This is a genomic window from Kitasatospora sp. NPDC058162 (genome assembly GCF_042884005.1).
Lineage (GTDB): Bacteria > Actinomycetota > Actinomycetes > Streptomycetales > Streptomycetaceae > Kitasatospora.
The window spans coordinates 151,302-171,109 of sequence record NZ_JBHVUS010000014.1 but is presented as its reverse complement, the minus strand read 5'-3'; the positions used below and the strand labels follow the sequence as shown (position 1 = coordinate 171,109).

The window sequence follows — 19,808 nt, the reverse complement described above, 5'->3', positions numbered from 1 at the left end:
CCCGCAACCCCCCCGGGCTCCCACACCCTGTGCAACCCCTGGCCCGCCGGTTTCGCCCCCCGGTTTCACGTACCCCCCCCCCCCCCATGGCCCCGGGGCATGCGCGGGGGTCGGTCCGTTCCGTGCAAGGATGCCGGTTCGTAACGGGGGAGGCGGGGCGGTATGGGACTGGACTACAGCTATGAGATCTTCATGTCCCCAGAGAACGTCGTGAGGGCGCTGACCCGGCTGGCCGAGCTCGCTCCCCGGGGCCGGGAAACGCCGCCGCTCGCGGTGACCCTGCCGGGCGGGGAGCGGTTGATGCTGCCGTTCACCTCGCGGTTCAAGAGCGAACCGGTCGACTGTTCGGCAGGCGGCACGCTCGAACTGGACACCTCGGTCGTCATCGCCGCCGACGACGCGGTGCGCGAGTTCTACCTCGACGACGTCGACAGGATCGACGATCAGGGCCGGGTGTCGGTCGGGTACGTCTACCTGACTGTCAGGTTCTCGCCCGCGTGGCACCCGGACTTCGCGTCGCTGCAGTTCACGGCGGCCACCTCGGGCATGAGCCGGATGTTCGCGCAGTCCGCGAGCGTCAGGAAGGTGTTCACCGACCTCACCGCCGCCGCCGGGGGAGTGTGCTGCCTGCTCGACACCGAGACCGAGGTCTTCGACCTCTGCTGGCTCAACGGCGGGCCGGTCGACGGCGAGACCGTTCCGGGCGCCCGTTTCCCGCACTTCCACGATCTCGTCCGCGCATGGCGCGAGCCGGGCAGTACCCGGAGCGGAACGAGGACCGCGCCCTGATCGTCGAGGTCACGGCTCTCAACGCCGAAGCCCCGCCGCCCCGGATCACCGGGGCGGCGGGGCTTCGGGGCCGAACAGCCAACACCTCGGTTCAGACGTCGCCGAACCTGCCGGAGCGGACGGCGGCGACGAACGATACCCAGGCCTCGGCCGGGAAGACCAGCGCCGGCCCCTGGGGGTCCTTCGAGTCGCGCACTGTTCCGGGGCGTGAGTCATCGACCTCGACACACCCGCCTTGCCCGTTGCTGTAGGAACTCTTCCGCCACGCGGCGTCAGCCGGGTGGTCACCGTGCATGCCGTTCATAGTCCTTCCGTGCCTCCCGGATCATGGCCACGCTGTCCGGCCGCGTGAGGGCGTCGACCTGAAGGCGATCGTACTGGCCAGCCCATCTGGCCACGACTTCGGAGTCTCGCTCCAGGACGCTCCGACCCAGCGTTTCGGTGTACCCGACCATTGTGCGAGTTGGCAGGGTCAACAACGTGACGGAATGTGAGAACGGGCGGGACTCGCCAAGCGTGTAAGGGGCGATTTGCAGGATGAAGCGGGGCCGGGCTGCCAGTTCCTCCAGATGTTGGAGCTGGCGGGCCATGACCTCAGGCCCGCCGATTCGGCGCCGCAGAACCGACTCGTCGAGAATCGCGTGGACCGTCGCAGGACGGTCGAGCAGCCGTTGGCGTCCGGCTAGAACGTCGAGCCGCCTATCCGCCTCTTCCTGCGTGGCCTCACCGCGTAGAACCGGCGCCATCTCGTACGCAGTGCTGTAGTCCGGGTGCTGGAGTATGCCAGGCACCATGTCCAGTTCGAAGATCCGAATGGCCACAGACTCCCGCTCCTTGGCCGCGTACTGATCGAAACCCTCGAACAGAATCCTCTGTCCGGACTGGCGCCACTCGCGCTCGAACCTGTCCGTCTCGAAGGCTCCGTCAAGTCTCTTCACAAACCGACTGGTTGGAGGCTTCCGCCCAGTTTCCACGGCAGAGATGTGGACGGCGGAGTAGCCGATGAGCCCTCCCAGGTGTTCCTGTGTCCAGCCTCTCGCCTCTCTGGCCTCGCGGAGTAGCACGCCGAACTTCGCGGTGGGCGAGGAGTCGGGGTCAAGTTCCTTGCGGTTCATGATCGCTGGTGACTTTCCCTTCTGGTCCGAAAGGTTGAAGGCACGGCTAATGCTAGGTCACAGTGGGCCCCTGAGTAGTCGAGTCACCACGCATCGGAGCGGTGCTGTGCGTGCAGCACAAATATGCGCTCCTTTCGCGCTCCCCCACTCCGCCCCCCTGAGGTGCACACTCATGCCCGTTCCCCGCCGCCCCCGCGCGTTCGCCGCCAGCCTCGACTCGCGGACCGAATCCACGCCCATCGCCCGGCACTTGCTCCGGGCCTACCTCGCCGGCTGTCCCTTCGGCGAGCGCTACCGCGACGTTGCTGAACTCCTCCTGGGGGAGCTCTTCGCGAACGCCGTCCAGCACTCCGGCGCTCCCGACGACCGGCTGATCGAGATCCGGTTCGCCGTCACCAACGGCCGCCTCCGCATCGAGGTGCACGATGCCGGGGCCGGGCGGCCCTCCGTCCGCACCGCCGCGCCGGACGAGGAGTACGGGCGCGGGCTGTTCCTCGTCAACGAGCTGGCCGAGCGCTGGGGTTGCTGCCCCCGGGCCGGTGGCATCGGCAAGTTCGTCTGGGCCCTCGTCGCCCCCACCTTCACCCTCGTCTGAAAGCGCACCCCCGATGCTGCCTCCGCTCCCCGCCTTCGCCCGGCACACCCTCGACCGGGGCCACACCCCCGCCGAGACCTACGCCATCCTCGCCCGCCGCTCCGGCGAGCCCCTGCCCTCGGCCCGCGCGGTCTGCCTCGCCCTCTCCATCCCCCTCGCCGAGGCCACCATCCGTCTCAACGACTGCTACGACGCCCTGCTCGCCGACCCCCGCCCGGGTGCCGAGGCCGACACCGGCGAACTCCTCGAAGCCCTGGGCGTCTTCGACATCCCGAAGTCCCTCACCGCCGCCGAACTCGCGATCGTCGACCTCTTCCTCACCGCGGTCGACGCGATGGGCGGCATCCGCGCCGGCCACCAGCACGGCCTGGCCCGCTGGTTCACCACCGGCAACCTCACCGCCGCCTACCTCTCCCTCGCCGCCGCCCACCCCCTCCCCGCCACCGGCGATCCGGCCACGTACTGGTCCACCCTGGTCGAGGCGGGCGAACTCCTCGCCGCCGAACCCGCCCCCGACCCCCGCATCAAACCCGCCCTCACCCACTGCCGCACCCAAGCCGCCCACCCGCGCTGAGCACAGGAAGTCGACCCCGCCGACTTCCTGTGCTCAGCGCGGACGCTACCGGCGCCCGGCCCCGGCGGCGCGGGTGCGGCGGGTGACGGAGTCCAGGACGACGGCCGCCAGCAGCACCGCACCGGTGATCATGTACTGGATGGCTTGGGCGGCGTGGACCATGTCCAGCCCGGTGGTGATGGACTGGATGACCAGGATGCCCAGCAGCGCCGACCAGGCGTTGCCGCGCCCGCCGAAGAGGCTGGTGCCGCCGATGACGGCCGCGGCGATGGCCATCATCAGGACGTTGCCGCTGCCCAACTGCTTGTCGGCGGAGCCCTGTTGGGAGGCGTAGAACAGGCCGCCCAGGCCCGCCAGCAGTGCGGAGAGCAGGAACACCGACACCCGGACCCGGGCGACGTTGACGCCGGCGCGCCGGGCGGCCTCGACGCTGCCGCCCACCGCGAACACCTGCCGCCCGTAGCGGGTTCGGCGCAGGGTGAAGTCGGTGGCGACGACCGCGCCGAGCAGGACGACCAGGGACAGCGGCAGCCCGCGGTCCTGGTTGAGGGCGTACGCGGCGGCCAGGCCCGGCACCGCCAGCGCCCCGGTGCGCAGCGCGGTGTCGGCGAGCGGGCGGGCGGCCAGGCCGGCGGCGGACCGGCGGCGGGCGGTGCGCAGTTGGGCGAGGAGGTGGAGGGCGGGGGCGAGGACGGCCAGGCCCCAGGCGTAGGCGATGTCGCCGTCGCCGAGGAAGGTGGAGTCCAGGCTCGCGATGATGCCGTCGTGGCGGTTGTTGACGGTGCCGCCGTCGCCCAGGACCCATTCCTGCAGCCCGCTCCAGGCGAGCATGCCGGCCAGGGTGACGACGAAGGCGGGCACGCCGACGCGGGCGAACAGCAGCCCGTGCAGCACCCCCATCACGCAGGCCGCGCCGAGCGCGGCCACGATGGCCAGCCACTCCGGCCAGCCCTGGCGCACCGCCAGCACGGCGGCGATCGCCGAGGTTGCGCCGGCCACCGAGCCCAGCGAGAGGTCGATCTCGCCGAGGACGAGCACGAAGACGACGCCCACCGCGATCAGACCGGGGCCGGCGATGAAGCGGGTGATGTTGGTGAGGTTGTCGGCCTGGAGGAAGTGGTGGGTGACGGACTGGAAGACGATCGCGATGACGACGAGTCCGACGACCACGGGCAGCGCGCCCAGTTCGCCGGAGGCCAGCCGGCGCCGGGCGGCCTCGGCCCGTCCGGCCCAGGTCGCGGCGGGCACGTGCAGGCGGGGGTCGACGGCGCGGGGATCGGTCGTGCGGGGGTCGGCGGCGCGGGGATCGGCCGCGCTGGGATCGGGGGCGGGGGCGGTCATGCGGCGTCCTCCTCCTCGGCGCGCCGGGCCCGGCGGCGGGCGTGGGCGTTGTCGTCGGCGCCGGTGATGGCGGCGACGATCTGTTCCTGGCTGGTGCCGGCGACGGGGAACAGGCCGTTGTTGCGGCCCAGGCGCAGCACGGCGACGGTGTCGGCCACCGCCCGTACGTCGGCCATGTTGTGGCTGATCAGGATCACGGCGAGGCCGCGCTCTCGCAGCCGCTCCACCAGGTCCAGGACCTGCGCGGTCTGCTCGACGCCGAGCGCCGCGGTGGGCTCGTCCAGCAGCACCACGGACGGCTCGCCGACCAGCGCGCGGGCGATGGCCACCACCTGGCGCTGGCCGCCGGACAGGGCGGCGACGGGGGCGCGCACGTCGGGGATGCGGATGGCGAGGGTGTCCAGCAGCTCGCGGGCGCGCTGCTCCATGGCGACCTCGTCGAGCAGGGCGCGGCGGCGCCTCTCCCGGCCGAGGAAGAGGTTGGCGATGACGTCGAGGTTGTCGCACAGGGCGAGGTCCTGGTAGACGGTGGCGATGCCGAGCGCGGCGGCGTCCTGGGGGCGGGCCAGGCGTACGGGCTGGCCGTGCCAGGTGATGGTGCCCTCGTCCACGGGGTGGACGCCGGCGATGGTCTTGACGAGGGTGGACTTGCCGGCGCCGTTGTCGCCGACGAGGGCGAGGACCTCACCCGGGTGGACGGCGAGGTCGACGTCGGTGAGGGCCTGGACGGCGCCGAAGCGCTTGGAGACCGAGCGCAGCTGGAGCACGGGCGCGCCTGTCACGTGAACCACCTTGATCGTAGGGTTACTTGACGGGCTACTTGAGGCTGGCGGCGGCGCAGGCGGCGGCGTAGTCGGCGGTGCAGATGTCGGAGGCCTTGTAGAGGCCGTCGGCGATCACGGTGTCCTTGATGTTCGCCTTGGTGACGACCTTGGCGTCCAGGAGCTTGGCGGGGATGCTCTTGTCGGTGTCGCTGTCGACCGTGCTGGAGGCCACGGACTTGACGTCCTTGCCCTGGAGGAGGTCGACGGCCAGCTCGGCGGCGTTGTCGGCGAGCGGCTTGTAGGCCTTGTAGATGGTGAAGGCCTGGTCGCCGCCCACGACGCGCTGGACCGCGTCCAGGCCGGCGTCCTGGCCGCCGACCGGGACCTTGATGCCGGAGCCCTTGAGCTGGGTGATGATGGCGCCGGCCATGCCGTCGTTGGCGGAGTAGACGGCCTGGAAGCCGTTCTTGCCGAGCTCGGTGACGGCGGCGGAGATCTTCTGCCCGGCGACGGTGGGGTCCCACTGCCCGGACTGCTCGTAGACGACCTTCTTGATCCTGCCGTCGAGGACCTTGTGCGCGCCGCTCTTGAACTGGGCGGCGTTGGGGTCGGCCTCGTCCCCGTTGATCATGACGATGTTCGCGTCCGGGGCCTGCGGGCCGAGCGCGTCCAGCAGGGCCTGGCCCTGGAGCTCGCCGACCTTCTCGTTGTCGAAGGAGACGTAGGCGGAGACCGGGCCGGTGGCCAGGCGGTCGTAGGCGAGGACCTTGACGCCCTTGGCGGCGGCCTCCTGCACCCAGCCCTGGGTGGACTTGGCGTTGAAGGCGTCCAGGATGATCACCTTGACGCCCTGGGTGAGGAGGGTGTCGAACTGCTGCTTCTGCTTGGCGGCGCTGCCCTCGGCGTTGTTGTAGAGCACCTTGCACTGCGCGCACAGGGCCTTGACCTTGGCCTCGATGAACGGGCGGTCGAAGGACTCGTAGCGCACGGAGGAGGCGTTCTCGGGCAGCAGCAGGCCTATGGAGGTGGTGTCGCCGGAGGCGGCGGAGTCCTTCTTGTCGCCGCCGGCCTTGCCGCAGGCGGCGGTCATGGAAAGGACCAGCGCGAGGCCGGCGGTCGAGACGAGGGCGCGACGCAGTAGGGCGTTCATCATTGGCCTCTCCCTGGAGGCGCCGCGGTGAAGCGGCGCGGGTGGGGGGAGTCAATCCTGACCGCGTACATGACGTCAATAAGTAAAACCAGACTCGGAGAAGTCGCCTGCTATTCGTTATCTTCGTGAACGCTAACGGTTTTGACGGCCTGTCAGTTTCCGGTCGCGGCCGTCGGCGAGGTAATGGCGCGGGGCGCCCGCCGTTCCCCCGAGACGGCGGGCGCCCCGCGGCTGAGTGACCGTCAGGGGCGGTCGAGGGTGATGGAGTTGATCGGGCCCAGGTCGTAGTAGACGCCGTTCTGGGCCGGGATGTCGTACACGCAGTTCCCGCCGCCGGAGCTCTTGCACAGGTGGGCGTGGGCGCCGCCGGTCTGGTTGTTGAGCACCCAGTGGTTGCCGTACTGGCCGCTCAGGTTGTGGGCGCCGTAGCTCCAGTACACGGCACTGGGGGAGGAGGCGGGGTTCTGGTCCTGCGGGTAGACGCACACGGCGCCGGACGGGCAGCCCGCCCAGTCGCCGGTGACGGCGGCGCCGGCACTGCCGGTGCCCACGGTGGTCAGCGCGGCGGCCGCGACGCCGACGGCGGCCAGGGCACGGGTGATCCTTCGCATGGGGTACTCCCTCGCTGGTGGAGCGGCCCCCACGTCCCGGGTGGGGGCCAGTGCTCGCCAGCCTAGGAACGCCCGGGCGGCGGCGGTCCCTGACATCCGACAGGGGCGCGCCGCCGCGCCGCGGGCGCCGGGAGGTGGTACGCGCCCGCGCGCCTCCGGCCCGTCAGGGCGGCTTCAGGGCAGCGGCAGCGGCAGCTTTCAGGGCAGCGGAAGCGCGGTCGCCGCGGCGACCAGGGCGGGCAGCTCGCGCATGTCGTCGAAGGTGCGGGTGCCAGGGCCGGCCAGCCAGTGGGCGGGGGTCAGGCCGCCGTGGAAGCCCAGCGAGCGCATCCCGGCCGCCCGGGCCGCGGCCACCCCGTGCTTGCTGTCCTCCACCACCAGGCAGGCGGCCGGCTCGACGCCCGTCACGGCGGCGGCGTGCAGGAACAGGTCGGGGGCGGGCTTGCCGTTCGCGACGTCCTCGGCGCTGAAGACCCGCCCCTCGAAGCGCGCCAGCAGCCCGGTCTGCCCCAGGGTCCGGCGCAGCCGGCTGTGGCTGCTGGAGGAGGCCACGCAGTCGCGCGCCCCGGCCCGCGCCAGCTGCGCCAGCGCCTCCACCACCCCGTCCACGGGGGCGAGTTCGGCGGCGAACGCCTCGTCGTACAGGTGCTGGAAGGCCCGCTCCCAGCCGGGCTCCAGCGGCACGCTCGCGTGCGCCTCGAGCTCGGCGGTCATGTAGGCGTGGCTGCGGCCGACGAAGCGCTCGACGATCTCCGTCTCGGACAGCGGCCAGCCGACCGCGGCGCACACCTGCGCGTCGATCTTCACCGCCAGGCGCTCGCTGTCCAGCAGCACGCCGTCGCAGTCGAAGATCACCAGTTCGATGGGTATGGGCATGGCCGTCACCTTAGGGCACGGTGATCGTCGGGGGATGGGCCGTTCGGTACGGCGGCAGGTGGGTGAGCAGGGCGGCGACGGCCTCCTGTGCGGTGGCGGTCTCGGCCAGGAGGCTCTCGTAGCCCGGCGCGTAGACCTGGTAGGGCGGGCCGAAGCAGACGATGAACGGGATGTCGTCGGCCCCGAAGCGGGGCGGCGCCTCGTGCAGCAGGCGCAGGGTCCCGTGGGTGGGGAACGGGTAGAAGTCGCGCAGCCGGGGTTCGGCGTACGCGGCCTCGACGACCAGGGGGTCGCCCTGGCGGGCGCCGGTGCCGTCCAGCAGGAGGCGCCAGGCGGTGGGGATGATCACCGCCTTCGTCGCCGGCTTCGGCCGCACCGTCGCCGAACGGCGGTGAAGCCGAACGGCGGTGGAGGGGCCGACCGCCGCGGCCGGCCCCCGTCCGCCGCCGCGCTCAGCAGTCCTGGGTGAGCAGCACCGGCAGCGACCGGTGCCCGTTGGAGATCAGCGAGTCCACCGGCTCCAGCTCCGCCCCCGGCAGCAGCGCCAGCCGCGGGAAGCGCTCGAACAGCGCCCGCAGCGCGGTGCGCGCCTCCAGGCGGGCCAGCGGCGCGCCGAGGCAGAAGTGCGGGCCGTGCCCGAAGGCCAGGTGGTCCTTCACCGGCCGGGTCACGTCGAAGACGGCGCCGTCCGCCCCGTAGCGCGCGGGGTGGCGCCCGGCGGCCGCGTAGGAGGCCAGGATCGCCTCGCCCCGGCGGATCGTCACCCCGCCGGGCAGCGCGATGTCCTCGACCGCGTAGCGCAGCGGCAGGTGCGCCACCGGCGCCTCGCGGCGCAGCGCCTCCTCGACGACGTCCTCCCAGCCGGCCTTGCCCGCGCGCACCAGGTCCAGCTGTTCGGGGTGGGTGAGCAGCAGGGTGATCGCGTTGTCGATGAGGTTGACGGTGGTCTCGTAGCCGGCCGAGACGATCAGCAGCAGGGTGTCGCGCAGCTCCTCCTCGGTGAGCGCGCCGCCGTCGCCCTCGGTGTCGCGCACGGCGATCAGGGCCGAGGTCAGGTCCTCGCCCGGCTGTTCGCGCTTGGCGGCGATCAGCTCGTCGAGCATGCCGTAGAAGACGGCGGCGTTGGCCGCGGACTCCTCCGGGGTGAGGGTGGTGGAGAAGACCCGGTCGACGGTGCGGCGGAAGCGCTCGCGCAGCGCGTCGGGCAGGCCGAGCAGCCGGGCGATCACCTGGATCGGGAGCGGGTGGGCCAGGCGCTCGCGCAGGTCCACCGCCGTGCCCGGCGGGGTGCGGGCGATGGCGTCCAGCAGCCCGCCGGTCAACTCCTCGATCCCCTCGGCCATTTCGGCGACCTGGCGGGTGCTGAACGCGGCGCCGGCCAGGCGGCGCAGCCGGCGGTGGTCGGCGCCGTGCGCGGTGAACATGTTGCGCGCGCTCACCCACAGGGCCAGCGGCCAGTTCGGCACCAGCCGCTCGAAGTCCGGCCAGTGCCGCTGCCCGTCCTTGGACACCCGGGGGTCCTTGAGCAGTTCCTCCAGCAGGGCCGGGTCGGCGACGGCCCAGGCCGGCACGCCCAGGATGTCCACCGGGGTGGCCGGCCCGCGCGCGAACAGCTCCTCGCTCTCGGCGTCGCGGGCCCGGCCGGTCGGGTCCAGGACGAGGCGGTGCTCCACCGGGCACCCGGCCGGTCGGTTCAACTGGTCGTCCACGAAGGCTCCTTCACGCGGGATCGAGGGTCGTGCGGCGTCCTTCCGCCACGAGGATGGCCCGCCCGCCGGTCCCCGTCGAGACCGCCCGGCCCGTCCCGCTGCGCCGACGCTGTCGCGGCCCTCGGTCACAGCCCCGTGGACAGCCAGACGGTCACGGCCGCGGCGACGGTGAGCCCGGCGTTGAGCGCGATCCGCCGGTCACCGCCCGTCAGGTGCACGGCGATCGCGCCGGCCTGGAGGAGGACGAAGCCGACGGCCGCGGCCGTCGCCAGTACGACGGCGAGGCCGGTCAGCGGCGGCAGGACCAGGCCGGCCGCGCCGAGCACCTCGATGGCCCCCAGCGCCCTGAGGGCGGGCAGCGGCAGGCGGTCGACCCAGGCCATCATCGGCCGCAGCCGGTCGCGGCTGCGGACCGCCTTCAGGGTGCCCGCGTAGGAGTAGAAGAGCGCGAGCGGGCCCGCGACGATCCAGTAGGCGATGTTCATGGTTTCCCGTTCAAGGGCCACCGGTGCACGGGGGCCCGTCGACTGCCTCAGGAGAGGTCGGTGGAGGGGTTGGTGGCGGGCTCGGTCGCGTAGCGGCTCATCGCGTCGATGTTGGCCTGCGGCGTCAGCGGCCGCCCGCCGGCCAGCACCTCCTGGAGGTCCCGGAAGTACTGCACGTACAGGTCGGGGGTGAAGGTGCTGAGCATGACGGCGGGCTCGTCGCTCACGTTGGCGAAGGTGTGCGGGACGCCGGGCGGAACCAGCACGAGCGTGCCCGCGGCCGCGTCGTGGTCCTGCTCCCCGACCGTGAACCGCACGGTGCCGGACAGGACGTAGAAGCCCTCGTCGTGCAGGCCGTGACGGTGCTGCGGCGGCCCCTGGGTGTGCGGGGCGAGCACGGACTCGGCGATCGCGAGGCGGTGCCCGGTGCGGCTGCCGTCCTCCAGGACGCGCATCCGCGTGGTGCCCAGAACGATCGTCTCGCCCTCACCGGGACCCACCACCGACACGGCGGGAACGGTCTCCGAGGTGCTGGTCTTCGCTTCTTCGGTCATGCCCACCAGTGCACCGCCACCCGCCCGCCCACGTCCAAGACCCGTCCCGTGCCGCCGATACCCGGCCGGTATCGTTGCAGCGTGGAGCTACGCACCCTGCGCTACTTCGTGGCGGTCGCCGAGGAACTCCACTTCGGCCGGGCCGCCACCCGACTGCACATGAGCCAGCCCCCGCTGAGCCGGGCCGTCAAGCAGCTGGAAACCGACCTCGGGGCGGCGCTGCTCACCCGCTCGCCCACGGGCGTCACGCTCACCCCGGCGGGCTCGGTCCTGCTCGACGAGGCACGGACCCTGCTCGAGCGGGCCGACCGCGCCCGAGCACTGGTGAGCGCGGCCGCCGGCGCCGCGACCCTCACCGTCGGCATCCTGGGCGACAGCACCGACCCGGCCGTGGGCCGGCTCGCCGCCGCCTACCGCCGCAGCCACCCCGGCATCGACATCCGCATCCGCGACACCGACCTGACCGACCCGACCTGCGGACTGCGCGCCGGACTCGTCGACATCGCCCTGACCCGGGCACCCTTCGACGAGACCGCCCTGACCGTGCGGGCCCTGCGCAGCGACCCGGTCGGCGTGGTCCTGCGCGCCGACGACCCGCTGGCCCGCCGCGCCGCGCTGCGCCTGGACGACCTGGACGACCGCCGCTGGTTCCAGTTCCCGCAGGGCACCGACCCGCTCTGGCAGTCGTACTGGAACGGCGGCAGGCCGCGCGAGGGACCGGTGGTGCGCGCCGTCCAGGAGTGCCTGCAGACCGTGCTGTGGAACGGCACGGTCGGCCTGACCCCGCTCGGACACGACCTGCCCCCGGAGCTGGCCGTGGTGCCGCTGGCCGACATGCCGCCGAGCCGAGTGGTGGCGGTGTGGAAGGAGGGCGACACCAACCCGTTGATCCGCTCCTTCGTCAGGGCCGCGACGGCCTCCTACCGCCGCTGAGCAGCTCCTTCCCGCGAACCGGGCCGGTGTCGGTGTCGGTGCCGGCGCCTAGCCTTGGGGCCGTGACCGAGACCGAGACCGTGACCACCTCCGCGTACCTCGCCCGCGTCGACGAACTCCTCGCCGACCCGCGGCCCTTCCCGCCCCGGGACACCGACCACGCCACCGGGTGGGGCGGCCCCGGCTGGCTGATCGAGGAGCTGTACGTCAGCCGCGAGTTCTGGGACGACGAGGACGACGATGACGGCGAGGCCCGCGAACGGGAGTACGAGCTGGCCGAGGCCCGACTCGACGCCCTGGCCGGGGTGTTCACGGCCCGCTGGGGCAGCCCGTACACCGTCGACCTGTTCTCCTACCTGCGGGCGGACTGCGACGGGGAGGGCTCCGGGTACGAAGCCCCCGAACCCGTCACCCTGCTCTCCTGGAAGGCCGTCACCCTGAACGTGTGGCCGCTGCCCGGCGGCGGTCGCTGGCTGGGGCTGAGCGTGGGGCAGGAGGACAAGGAGCTGCCCGTCGTCCTGTCCGCCGCGCTCTGCGAGGGCCCCGCCCCGGCGCCCGCCGCGCCCGGCCCGGGCCTCGGGGAGTGACGGGCCGTCAGGCGGCTTAGGTACGCAGGAAGACGTCCACGGCGGCGTCGGCGGGCGTCAACCCGCCAGCGCCAGGCGCCAGTTGTTGGAGCGGATGTGGTGGCCCGGCGGGTACTCGAAGGCCACCTCGCCGACCAGCTCGAACCCCGCCCGGCGGCACACCGCGTTGGAGGCCTCGTGCCGCACCGACGGGAACGCGTGCAGCCACTCCAGCACGCCCTCGTCCGCCGCTCGCCGCGCGCACAGCAGCAGCGCCCGCACCGCCAGCCCCCGGCCCTGGAACTCCGGCAGCACCGCGTACCCGGTCTCGTACACGTCCCGCCCCTCCCAGGCGTGCCGCCAGTACCCCACCGACCCGGCCACCTCCCCGTCGAGCAGCAGCAGGAACATCCGCCCGGCGCTCCCGTCCGTCATCGCCAGGTAGCGCTCGTGCCGCCGCCGCACCTGCTCGGCACTCTCCACCCCGCCCAGGTGCTCGGTCAGCTCGGCCGTGTTCTGCCGGCGCAGCACCTCCAGCCCCCGCTCCCCGCACCACGGCGCAAGCATCAGGCCCCCGGGGGCGTCGGCGGCGTCGGTGTCGGTGTGGTTCGTCATGGCGCGCACGCTAGCGCGAGGGTCCGACAACGCCCGGGGCCCGGCCGCTACCCGGAACTCACCGAGGCGCCGGGCGCCAGGGCCAGGCCCGCCGCCGTGAGGAAGTCCGCGAGGCTGATGTCACCGCTCTCGGTGCCGTCGTCCCACTCGACCAGGAGCCCCGAGCGGCCTTCGTTCCAGGACTCCGGGGTGTCGGCGTCGGCCTCGGGGCCCGGATGCCACTCGACGCTGCCCTCGCCGTGCCGGTAGCGCAGGTACAGGTACTGGCCGTCCGCCGTCCACGCGTCCCACTGCGAGGGGCAGGCGGAGCACGTCTGTACCACCCGCACCAGCTTCCGGCCTTCGTCCGCGTCCATCCGGCGATGGTCGCCCACCGGCGGGTCCCTGGCAATCGACTTCGGGCCCTACTGGCCGAAGATTAGGCGCATGATCTGGTTGTAGACGAAGAAGCCGCCCGCCTGGCCCGGGATCGGCTGCAGGTTGAAGGTCTCGGCGAACTGCATCGGCTTGTCGTAGGCGTTGTCCACGGCGAGGCTGCCGGTCACGGCCACCAGCACCCCGCCGCCCGGGGCGGGCTGGGCGTCGCTGCTGGTGACGGCGTGCTTGACCGTGGCGAGTTCGGGCTTGGTCATGGCCGCCAGGATGTCCGACTGCCCCATGACCTGGGTGCTCTCCCAGGTGAGCATCGACTCGGGCCGGTAGAGGCTCGTAAGGTTGTTGCGGGCGGCGATGCCGCTGTCGAAGGTGTTGTAGTAGTGCTGCACGAAGCTGTTGGCGATTGCGGTGAAGTCCATGCCCGGAACGTACAAGCGCCCCAGGGCAGTTGCCCCGTACATGAAATGACCATCACTCATACAGGTGGTTCAGGTTTGGGAGCCCCGCAGCCCGCGGCAGGGCCGGTCAGCGGCGCCAGCAGGACCCGGTGGGTGGTGTCCAGCAGCGCGGTGACCAGGTAACACCCGGTGTGCCCCAGCGGCGGCGGCCCGGCGGCGGTGTGGTGCGGCGCGCGGGTGGCGCAGGGCGCTGTCCAGCGGCCAGAGCCTGATCTGCAGCGTTCCGGCGGCGCGCCGCACGTCGTGCCGCAGGACCTCGAAGTCCGTGACCGTGCCGGCCGGGGGCCACCGGTCGCGGCCGCGCAGGTGCTCGGCGTCGACGAAGCCCCGGGCGCGCGGGGCGGGGCCCTCCGGGGCGAGGTCGACGAACACGCCGATGCCCGGGGCCGGGTGGGCCCGGACGCGGCCGCGGATCCGGGCACCGAGGGGGAAGCGCCGCAGCAGCGCGTCGACGCCGGGGCCGATACCGGTGGGGAGGTCCATCGCCCCACTGTGCCACCCCGCGCCCGCCGGGCCCCTACGAACGCGCTTGACCTCAAGGGGACCTGAGATCCTACGTTGACCGCATCCTGACGACCGAACGGAAAGGGGCACGCCGGCATGGCGCTCAAGGAGTACCCGCACGACGTCCTGGCCGCCCAGCCCATCGGCGCGTGGAGCGCCGAGGTGTTCCGCCGGGTGGTGGGCGCACTGCGCGAGCAGCTCGCGGTGGAGGGCCTCACCCAGCCGCACTGGTGGACGCTCAACCACGCCGCCGGCGCCCCCGGCCGGTGGAACCGCACCACCCTGGTGCAGCGGCTGGCCCGCTACGACGACCTCGGCACCGACTTCGCCCACGTCTTCGACGACCTCGCCGCCCGCGGCTGGCTGCTCGAGGACGCCGCCACCGGCGGCATGTCGCTCAGCGGGGAGGGCGAGGCCGCCCGCCTGCGCGCCCGCGAGCGCAACCACCGGGTGCACCTGCGCGCCCACGAGGGCGTCGACGAGGCCGACTTCGTCACCACGATCAACGTGCTGCGCCGCATCACCGCCAACATGGGCGGCGACGGCGACCTCCCCGACTGACCCCGGTGCCCGGTCCGCGCCCGGGACCCGGCGCACCCTTCGGTGGAGCCCGAATTCCGAGAATGATCGAACAAGTGAACTCGTCTTGATCTACCGTCGGACCCGACCCAACGAACATCGGAGGATCCACATGCTCAAGCGCATCGTCGTCGGCACGGCCGCTGCCGCCCTGCTCGCCCTCGGCAGCGGCCCGGCCTTCGCCGACACGTCGTGGGGCGGCGTCGCCCCCGCGAACGCGGCCGCCCCCGCGAACACCTCGTGGGGTGACGTCACCCCCGCCAACACCTCCTGGGGCTGGGCCGCTCCGGCCGACACCTCCTGGGGCGACGTCACCCCCGCCGGCAAGTAGCACCCCGGCCCGCGCACCGGCGGGCCGGTGGACCCGGCAGGCCGGCGCACCCGGCGGTGGACGCCGCCGCGTGCGCCGGGGGTGCTCCCCCGTGCGCTCTTCCGCAGGCGCCGCCGGGTCCACCACTCTGGGCCCGGACCGTCCACGGGGGCACCGGCGGTCCTCGTACGGGCCGTCAGGCCCCGAACCGGTCGGGAGTGCGGAAGGCGTATGCCCCAGGACGTCGAGTTCACGGTGCCCCTCGAGAGCCGGGTCAGCCCCGACCTGCCCCGGGCCCGCCGCCACCACCTGGCCTGGGTACGGGAGTCGGGCCTGCTCCACGGCGAGGAGGCGCTGCGCCGCTACGAGTCCTCCCGGGTGGCCGACAGCGCCGCGTACGGCTTCCCGGACGCCGCCGGCGACGACCTCGACCTCTGCCTCGACCTGCTCGGCTGGCTCTCCCTCCTCGACGACCGCTTCGACGACCGCCTCGACACCGGCGACCGCCGCATTGGCCGCCTCGGCACCCGCGGCACCCGCATGGACGACGCGGTCGCCCTCTGCCAGGACCTGGTGGACCACCTGCGCTACGGAACCCGGCCGGCCGCGAAGACCGCACCCGCCGTCGCCGCCTTCGCGCACTGCTGGCAGCGGATGAGCCACGGCATGTCCCAGGAGTGGCGCCGCCGCACCGTCCACGACTGGACCGACTACCTGGCCGGCTGGCCCACCAGGATCGCCGACCGGGCGTACGCCCCGCTGCCCGACCCGGCCGCCCACCTGCGCGCCCGCCGCAGAACGATCGGCCTGCGCCCGCTGCTGGCCCTGGCCGAGCGGGCCGGGCACTTCGAAGTCCCGCTGCCGGCCTGGTGCTCCAGCCACCTGGAGGGGATGAGGATCGCCGCCTGCGACGCCGTCATCGCCATGAACGAGGTCCACTCCCTGGAGCGGGACGAGGCCGCCGGCCGCCCCAACCTCGTCCTGAGCCTGATGCGCCACCACGGCCTCGCCCGGCCCGAGGCCCTGCGCCAGGTCGGCGACACGGTCCGCCGCTCCGTCGAGACCTTCCTCCAACTGCGTGCCGGGCTGCCGCAGTTGGAGAAGGACCTGGGCGGCGCGACGCCCGAGCTGGCCCGCTACGCGGACGCGCACGCCGCCTGGATCCGCGGCTACCACGACTGGGGTCGCACGGCCCCGTGCTACGCGGACGTACGGCGCCCGCGCTGAGGTGCCGCGGGCCGCGGGCGGCCCCTATCATGGGCGCGCTTCGCATGATGATCACCAGCGATGATCACCGACCCCTGGGGGACTGTTGATGACCGGTACCGTCGTCGTGCACGCCGAGAGGCCGTTCCTCGCCCTGTGGAGGGGCAGTTTCGGCGTGGAGATCGACGGGGTGCGGGTCGGCAGCGTCAGACAGGGCGCCCTCGCGCGCTTCCCGGTGCCGGCCGGGGTCCACACCGTCCGGCTCGCCGCCTGGGACCGCACCCGCTCCAACACGGTGGCCGTGGAGGTCGGCGAGGACCGGGAGTTCCTGGTCACGGCCCGGGGCAGCGGACTGCGCTTCGCCTTCGCGGCACTGCCCCTGGCCCGCGCCGCCCAGATCCCCTGGTACTACGTCAGCGCGGTCGCACTGGCGATGGCCGCGGTCTTCTGGGCCGTCCCGGGCCTGCGGTTCCGGGTGCGGGCCGTGGGCGACTCCTACCTCCCGGCCGACCGGACCGCCGAATCGGCGGGGCTCCCGGAGGAGGAGCACGGCGGCAACGGCCTGTGGTGGGAGTCGGACCCGGCCCTGGCCAAGCGCTTCCGCAAGGACACCGCCTCCTGAGCGAGCCCCGCCGCCCGCTTCAACCCCCGCCGCAGTGGACAAAACCTTTACAGGACAAGGGTGTTGACACCTTCACGGGAGCGGACGCGGGAGCGGACATGGCACGCGAACGGACCCCGGCGGCCACCCGCCTGGGCTTCCTGCTCTTCGCCTCCGGAAGCCTCGTCGTGGTGCTGCTGGCCGTGACGCGCTCCTGGGGCAAGTGGCTCTACCTCGGCCTGATGGCCCTCGGCGTGCTCGGCCTCGCCGTGATCGACCTCTACCGCGCCCGGCGCAAGCGCCGCCGCCCCGGCGGACGATCCCCCGGCAGGGGATCCTGAGCCCCGGCCTGGTGAGGAGGGCACAACGCGATATACCCTATCGCGATATAGCGTAAGTTGCCGTCCGCGCGCCGCCGACTCCGGCGCGAGGACCTTCACCGAGTTCAGGACGGGGACCGGAACCATGCCTGGAGAGATCTCACCCGTCCCGCAGAGCGTCCCGCAGGGCGCCCAGCCCGCCCTGCGGGCCTCGCACGCGGACCGGGACCGCGTGGTCGCCGCACTGGGCGTGGCCGCGGGCGACGGCCGGCTGACCGCCGAGGAGCTGGACGAGCGGGTGGAGGCCGCGCTGTCGGCCCGCACCGTCGCCGAGCTGGCCGGGCTGACCGCGGACCTGCCGCCGGTGTCGGTCTCGGTCACCGGGGTGGTGGCGGAGGGCCGGGACGTCCTGCGGATCGAGCAGAAGTTCACCAGGACCGAGCGGGTGGGCGGTTGGGTGCTGCCGCGCCGCCTGGAGATCGCCGCCGAGTGGTGCCACGTGAAGCTGGACTTCACCCAGGCCGTGATCACCCACGACACCCTGCAGATCGACGTCGACATGCAGGGCGGCAACCTGACCCTGATCGTCGGCCCGGGCATCGTGGTCGACCCCTACGGCCTCACCCTGGAGTTCTCAAAGGTGAAAGGCCACCAGGACCCGGACCCGGGCACCCCGGTCAGGCTGCGGATCGAACTGATCGGGAAGAAGAGCTTCGGCCGCGTCGCCGTGCGCCACTCCCGCCGGGGGCGGCTGGGCCGCGGGCGCGCCGCCTTGCCCGCGGGCGGCTGACCCGCCCGCACGCCGGGCACTGACCCGCCCGCGCGCTCAGTCCTCGGCCTTCTCCCGCTTGTGCGGGCCGGTGTTGCCCCGGCCCGGGCCGCCCGCCCGCTTCCCGCCCGCCGAAGCCGCCTGCGCCGAAGCCGCCTGCTTCTTGGCGTCGATGGCGCCGCGCAGCCCCTGCTGCGCGGCGGTGAGGCGCCCGGCGAGCGCCGTGTCGGCGTGCCCGGTGACGGCGGGGGCGGCGGCGGCCCGGCCGAGTGCGGCCACCGAGTTGTCCAGGTACGCCTCCCAGTACTCGATGTGCCGGTCGGTGGTGGTGTCCTGGCCGATGCTGTCGACCAGCTCCTGGGTGTAGGTCACCAGGTAGTCGACGGTCTCCTTCAGGTAGCCGCCGTCGATCCCGGTGCGGCCCGCGTGCTCCAGCTCCCACACATGGGTCTCGATCTCCCGCATCGGCTGCTGGAGCGTGTGGAGGGTCTCGTGGCCGATGTCGCTGAGCGCGTCCATGTAGACGTGGGGGTCGGCGCCGTCGGCGGCGTCCTCGTCGGGCATCAGCATGGCCTGGGCGGCGTGGATCAGCTCGTGGCGCAGCGTGCTGTAGACCACGGCGGGGCCGTAGTCGTCGAACAGGTTCCGGTACAGCGACATGGTGACCTTGTCGCCCGAAGTGCCGGTACTGGTCAGGGCCATGGGATCGCCCGCCGCCTGCCGGGAGTGCTTGTAGCCCAGGACGAGGTTCTTGTCGGCCAGGGCCTGCGGCAGCTCGGGATGGTCGGGCGTGACCGGCAGGTGGTCCAGGACGTACCGCAGCAGCGCGTCCAGCGCCTTCTGGCGCGTGGCCTTCGCGCCCGGCCCGGTCGCCTCCTTCGCCTCCTGCAACTGCTGGACCAGGGCGGCGGGGAGGTCGGGCACCGCCGGTGACGGTGCTTCGGCGTCGGGCAGGTCGTCGGTGGCGGCGCGCTGCACGACCGGCCGCCCGGAGGAGCGCTGCAGCATCTGCCCGACGGCGGCGTTGCCCACACCGGCCTGCAGGGCGAGCAGCCGGTGGGCGGGAGCCCGGCCGGCGCGGGCGTCCCGGTCGACGGCCGTGTCCCGGCGGGCGTGCTGCCGCTCGCCGTCGTGTGTGCGCATGGGTGCGTCCCCCCGGAATTTCTGCTGGCCTTCCATGGTCATCCGGCAGGGCGGCGGCGCGGAAGGGCCGTGGGGGCAGCCCTGCGTGCCCGTACGGGCAGTTCGGACGGGGTGCGGCACCGTCCGGCGCCGGCTGCGAAGATCGTCGGTATGACCCAGGCAGCACCCACCGGCCGCGACGGCTCCGACGACGACCCCTTCGCCGCGATCGGCGACCCCCACCTGGCCGTCACGGACCGGCGGCGCGCCCTGCTCGCCGTCGCCGGCGCGCACGAGTACGACGAGGCGAAGACGGTCGGCGTCCTCGACGTCACCGGCGGCCCCCGGCGCCGCCTGCTGCTCACCTCGCAGTTCCCCGTGCACGCGATGGCCTTCCACCCGCACCACCCGCTGCTGGCCGTCGGGACCGGGGACTACGACGGCGGCTACCACTTCGAGGGCGAGCTGCTGCTCCTGCACCTGGAGACCAGGGAGGTCCGCTCGCTCATCGGGCCGGACTTCGGATTCGGACGCCAGGTCCTCGCCCTGGAGTGGCTGAACCACCAGGACCTGCGCGTCCTGATGGCGCCGCTCGACGACTGGGAGGACGCCGCGGCCCACCGGGAGGGGCACGTCGCCGTCGTCCACCGCCCCGACTGGAGCGCCGTCGGCGCCGGGTCGCTCACCTCCCGCGACCTGGCCGGCCCCCGCGTGCCCGCACCCCGCCCCGACCACCGGGAGGCCGCCCGGCAGAGCGTCGCCCGCCTGACGGCGCCCCGGGTCCGCCATCGGCACACCTGAAAACGCCGGAGTGGGGAGTCGGCCGGGCCGACATCCCACGACCGTCCCCTTTAGGGCCCCGCCCGGTTAGGTCCCGACCGGGCGCG

At 73.1% G+C, this 19,808-nt stretch carries 28 protein-coding genes; 12 read left to right on the top strand and 16 right to left on the bottom strand.

Features of this window, described 5'->3' with window-relative positions:
• Positions 1-162: 162 nt before the first annotated feature.
• Positions 163-789: a hypothetical protein gene (locus ACFVXG_RS25165; protein WP_387930662.1), complete on the top strand. Its 627-nt coding sequence runs from the start codon at positions 163-165 to the stop codon at positions 787-789.
• A 91-nt stretch (positions 790-880) separates the two neighbouring features.
• Here the strand turns inward: ACFVXG_RS25165 and ACFVXG_RS25160 are convergent, their stop codons facing one another.
• Complete coding sequence (locus ACFVXG_RS25160; protein WP_387930688.1) at positions 881-1,084, bottom strand: DUF397 domain-containing protein; 204 nt, start codon at positions 1,082-1,084, stop codon at positions 881-883.
• On the bottom strand, positions 1,074-1,904 hold the full coding sequence (locus ACFVXG_RS25155) for a Scr1 family TA system antitoxin-like transcriptional regulator (RefSeq protein WP_387930661.1): 831 nt from the start codon (positions 1,902-1,904) through the stop codon (positions 1,074-1,076). Before ACFVXG_RS25155 ends, ACFVXG_RS25160 begins: the two co-directional genes overlap by 11 nt.
• A 172-nt stretch (positions 1,905-2,076) precedes the next feature.
• Here ACFVXG_RS25155 and ACFVXG_RS25150 point away from each other — a divergent pair, with 172 nt between their 5' ends.
• Both ACFVXG_RS25150 and ACFVXG_RS25145 read left to right on the top strand, forming a co-directional pair.
• A complete protein-coding gene (locus tag ACFVXG_RS25150) occupies positions 2,077-2,499 on the top strand; it encodes an ATP-binding protein (protein WP_387930660.1) in 423 nt (140 codons plus the stop codon).
• A 13-nt stretch (positions 2,500-2,512) separates the two neighbouring features.
• Positions 2,513-3,073: a hypothetical protein gene (locus ACFVXG_RS25145; protein ID WP_387930659.1), complete on the top strand. Its 561-nt coding sequence runs from the start codon at positions 2,513-2,515 to the stop codon at positions 3,071-3,073.
• A gap of 45 nt (positions 3,074-3,118) precedes the next feature.
• Here ACFVXG_RS25145 and ACFVXG_RS25140 read toward each other — a convergent pair whose 3' ends face one another.
• The 9 genes from ACFVXG_RS25140 to ACFVXG_RS25100 form a co-directional block, all read right to left on the bottom strand.
• Complete coding sequence (locus ACFVXG_RS25140; RefSeq protein WP_387930658.1) at positions 3,119-4,414, bottom strand: sugar ABC transporter permease; 1,296 nt, start codon at positions 4,412-4,414, stop codon at positions 3,119-3,121.
• The gene (locus tag ACFVXG_RS25135) at positions 4,411-5,205 is read right to left on the bottom strand and encodes an ATP-binding cassette domain-containing protein (RefSeq protein ID WP_387930657.1); all 795 of its coding nucleotides are present in this window, start codon (positions 5,203-5,205) and stop codon (positions 4,411-4,413) included. Before ACFVXG_RS25135 ends, ACFVXG_RS25140 begins: the two co-directional genes overlap by 4 nt.
• Positions 5,206-5,230: 25 nt before the next feature.
• Entirely contained in the window at positions 5,231-6,328 is a 1,098-nt protein-coding gene (locus tag ACFVXG_RS25130) for a sugar ABC transporter substrate-binding protein (protein ID WP_387930687.1), read from the bottom strand.
• Positions 6,329-6,570: 242 nt separating this feature from the next.
• Positions 6,571-6,939 (bottom strand): hypothetical protein, encoded by a 369-nt coding sequence (locus tag ACFVXG_RS25125; RefSeq protein WP_387930656.1) that lies wholly within the window; start codon positions 6,937-6,939, stop codon positions 6,571-6,573.
• Positions 6,940-7,137: 198 nt separating this feature from the next.
• Positions 7,138-7,815 (bottom strand): HAD family hydrolase, encoded by a 678-nt coding sequence (locus ACFVXG_RS25120; protein WP_387930655.1) that lies wholly within the window; start codon positions 7,813-7,815, stop codon positions 7,138-7,140.
• Between the two features lie 10 nt (positions 7,816-7,825).
• Positions 7,826-8,164, bottom strand: coding sequence for a DUF6193 family natural product biosynthesis protein (locus tag ACFVXG_RS25115; RefSeq protein ID WP_387930654.1), 339 nt, complete (start codon positions 8,162-8,164; stop codon positions 7,826-7,828).
• Between the two features lie 103 nt (positions 8,165-8,267).
• Complete coding sequence (locus ACFVXG_RS25110; RefSeq protein WP_387930653.1) at positions 8,268-9,524, bottom strand: cytochrome P450; 1,257 nt, start codon at positions 9,522-9,524, stop codon at positions 8,268-8,270.
• Positions 9,525-9,649: 125 nt separating this feature from the next.
• Entirely contained in the window at positions 9,650-10,009 is a 360-nt protein-coding gene (locus tag ACFVXG_RS25105; RefSeq protein WP_387930652.1) for a DoxX family protein, read from the bottom strand.
• A 47-nt stretch (positions 10,010-10,056) separates the two neighbouring features.
• On the bottom strand, positions 10,057-10,563 hold the full coding sequence (locus ACFVXG_RS25100; protein ID WP_387930651.1) for a cupin domain-containing protein: 507 nt from the start codon (positions 10,561-10,563) through the stop codon (positions 10,057-10,059).
• Positions 10,564-10,644: 81 nt separating this feature from the next.
• Here ACFVXG_RS25100 and ACFVXG_RS25095 point away from each other — a divergent pair, with 81 nt between their 5' ends.
• Together ACFVXG_RS25095 and ACFVXG_RS25090 are read left to right on the top strand one after the other, a co-directional pair.
• The gene (locus tag ACFVXG_RS25095; RefSeq protein ID WP_387930650.1) at positions 10,645-11,496 is read left to right on the top strand and encodes a LysR family transcriptional regulator; all 852 of its coding nucleotides are present in this window, start codon (positions 10,645-10,647) and stop codon (positions 11,494-11,496) included.
• Positions 11,497-11,558: 62 nt separating this feature from the next.
• Positions 11,559-12,083, top strand: a complete 525-nt coding sequence (locus tag ACFVXG_RS25090) for a hypothetical protein (protein WP_387930649.1) — start codon at positions 11,559-11,561, stop codon at positions 12,081-12,083.
• 57 nt (positions 12,084-12,140) lie between these two features.
• On the opposite strand, the gene ACFVXG_RS25085 is transcribed toward ACFVXG_RS25090, so the two are convergent.
• The 4 genes from ACFVXG_RS25085 to ACFVXG_RS25070 all read right to left on the bottom strand — a co-directional run bounded on the left by ACFVXG_RS25085 (position 12,141) and on the right by ACFVXG_RS25070 (position 13,993).
• Complete coding sequence (locus ACFVXG_RS25085) at positions 12,141-12,677, bottom strand: GNAT family N-acetyltransferase (protein ID WP_387930648.1); 537 nt, start codon at positions 12,675-12,677, stop codon at positions 12,141-12,143.
• 47 nt (positions 12,678-12,724) lie between these two features.
• Positions 12,725-13,033 carry a hypothetical protein gene (locus ACFVXG_RS25080; RefSeq protein WP_387930647.1) on the bottom strand — a complete coding sequence of 103 codons (309 nt, stop codon included), beginning with the start codon at positions 13,031-13,033 and terminating at the stop codon, positions 12,725-12,727.
• Positions 13,034-13,081: 48 nt separating this feature from the next.
• Positions 13,082-13,471 (bottom strand): nuclear transport factor 2 family protein, encoded by a 390-nt coding sequence (locus ACFVXG_RS25075; RefSeq protein WP_387930646.1) that lies wholly within the window; start codon positions 13,469-13,471, stop codon positions 13,082-13,084.
• 69 nt (positions 13,472-13,540) lie between these two features.
• Positions 13,541-13,993, bottom strand: a complete 453-nt coding sequence (locus ACFVXG_RS25070) for a hypothetical protein (RefSeq protein WP_387930645.1) — start codon at positions 13,991-13,993, stop codon at positions 13,541-13,543.
• A gap of 117 nt (positions 13,994-14,110) precedes the next feature.
• On the opposite strand from ACFVXG_RS25070, the gene ACFVXG_RS25065 reads away from it, so the two are divergent.
• The 6 genes from ACFVXG_RS25065 to ACFVXG_RS25040 all read left to right on the top strand — a co-directional run bounded on the left by ACFVXG_RS25065 (position 14,111) and on the right by ACFVXG_RS25040 (position 17,820).
• The gene (locus ACFVXG_RS25065) at positions 14,111-14,575 is read left to right on the top strand and encodes a MarR family transcriptional regulator (RefSeq protein ID WP_387930644.1); all 465 of its coding nucleotides are present in this window, start codon (positions 14,111-14,113) and stop codon (positions 14,573-14,575) included.
• A 130-nt stretch (positions 14,576-14,705) separates the two neighbouring features.
• Positions 14,706-14,924 (top strand): hypothetical protein, encoded by a 219-nt coding sequence (locus ACFVXG_RS25060; RefSeq protein WP_387930643.1) that lies wholly within the window; start codon positions 14,706-14,708, stop codon positions 14,922-14,924.
• 210 nt (positions 14,925-15,134) lie between these two features.
• The gene (locus ACFVXG_RS25055) at positions 15,135-16,130 is read left to right on the top strand and encodes a pentalenene synthase (RefSeq protein WP_387930642.1); all 996 of its coding nucleotides are present in this window, start codon (positions 15,135-15,137) and stop codon (positions 16,128-16,130) included.
• Positions 16,131-16,218: 88 nt separating this feature from the next.
• Positions 16,219-16,731 (top strand): hypothetical protein, encoded by a 513-nt coding sequence (locus tag ACFVXG_RS25050; protein ID WP_387930641.1) that lies wholly within the window; start codon positions 16,219-16,221, stop codon positions 16,729-16,731.
• Between the two features lie 98 nt (positions 16,732-16,829).
• A complete protein-coding gene (locus tag ACFVXG_RS25045) occupies positions 16,830-17,051 on the top strand; it encodes a hypothetical protein (protein WP_387930640.1) in 222 nt (73 codons plus the stop codon).
• A gap of 124 nt (positions 17,052-17,175) precedes the next feature.
• Positions 17,176-17,820 (top strand): DUF1707 domain-containing protein, encoded by a 645-nt coding sequence (locus ACFVXG_RS25040; RefSeq protein WP_387930639.1) that lies wholly within the window; start codon positions 17,176-17,178, stop codon positions 17,818-17,820.
• Positions 17,821-17,856: 36 nt separating this feature from the next.
• On the opposite strand, the gene ACFVXG_RS25035 is transcribed toward ACFVXG_RS25040, so the two are convergent.
• Entirely contained in the window at positions 17,857-18,942 is a 1,086-nt protein-coding gene (locus ACFVXG_RS25035) for a hypothetical protein (RefSeq protein ID WP_387930638.1), read from the bottom strand.
• 150 nt (positions 18,943-19,092) lie between these two features.
• Here ACFVXG_RS25035 and ACFVXG_RS25030 point away from each other — a divergent pair, with 150 nt between their 5' ends.
• Positions 19,093-19,722, top strand: a complete 630-nt coding sequence (locus ACFVXG_RS25030; RefSeq protein WP_387930637.1) for a hypothetical protein — start codon at positions 19,093-19,095, stop codon at positions 19,720-19,722.
• Positions 19,723-19,808 lie beyond the last annotated feature (86 nt).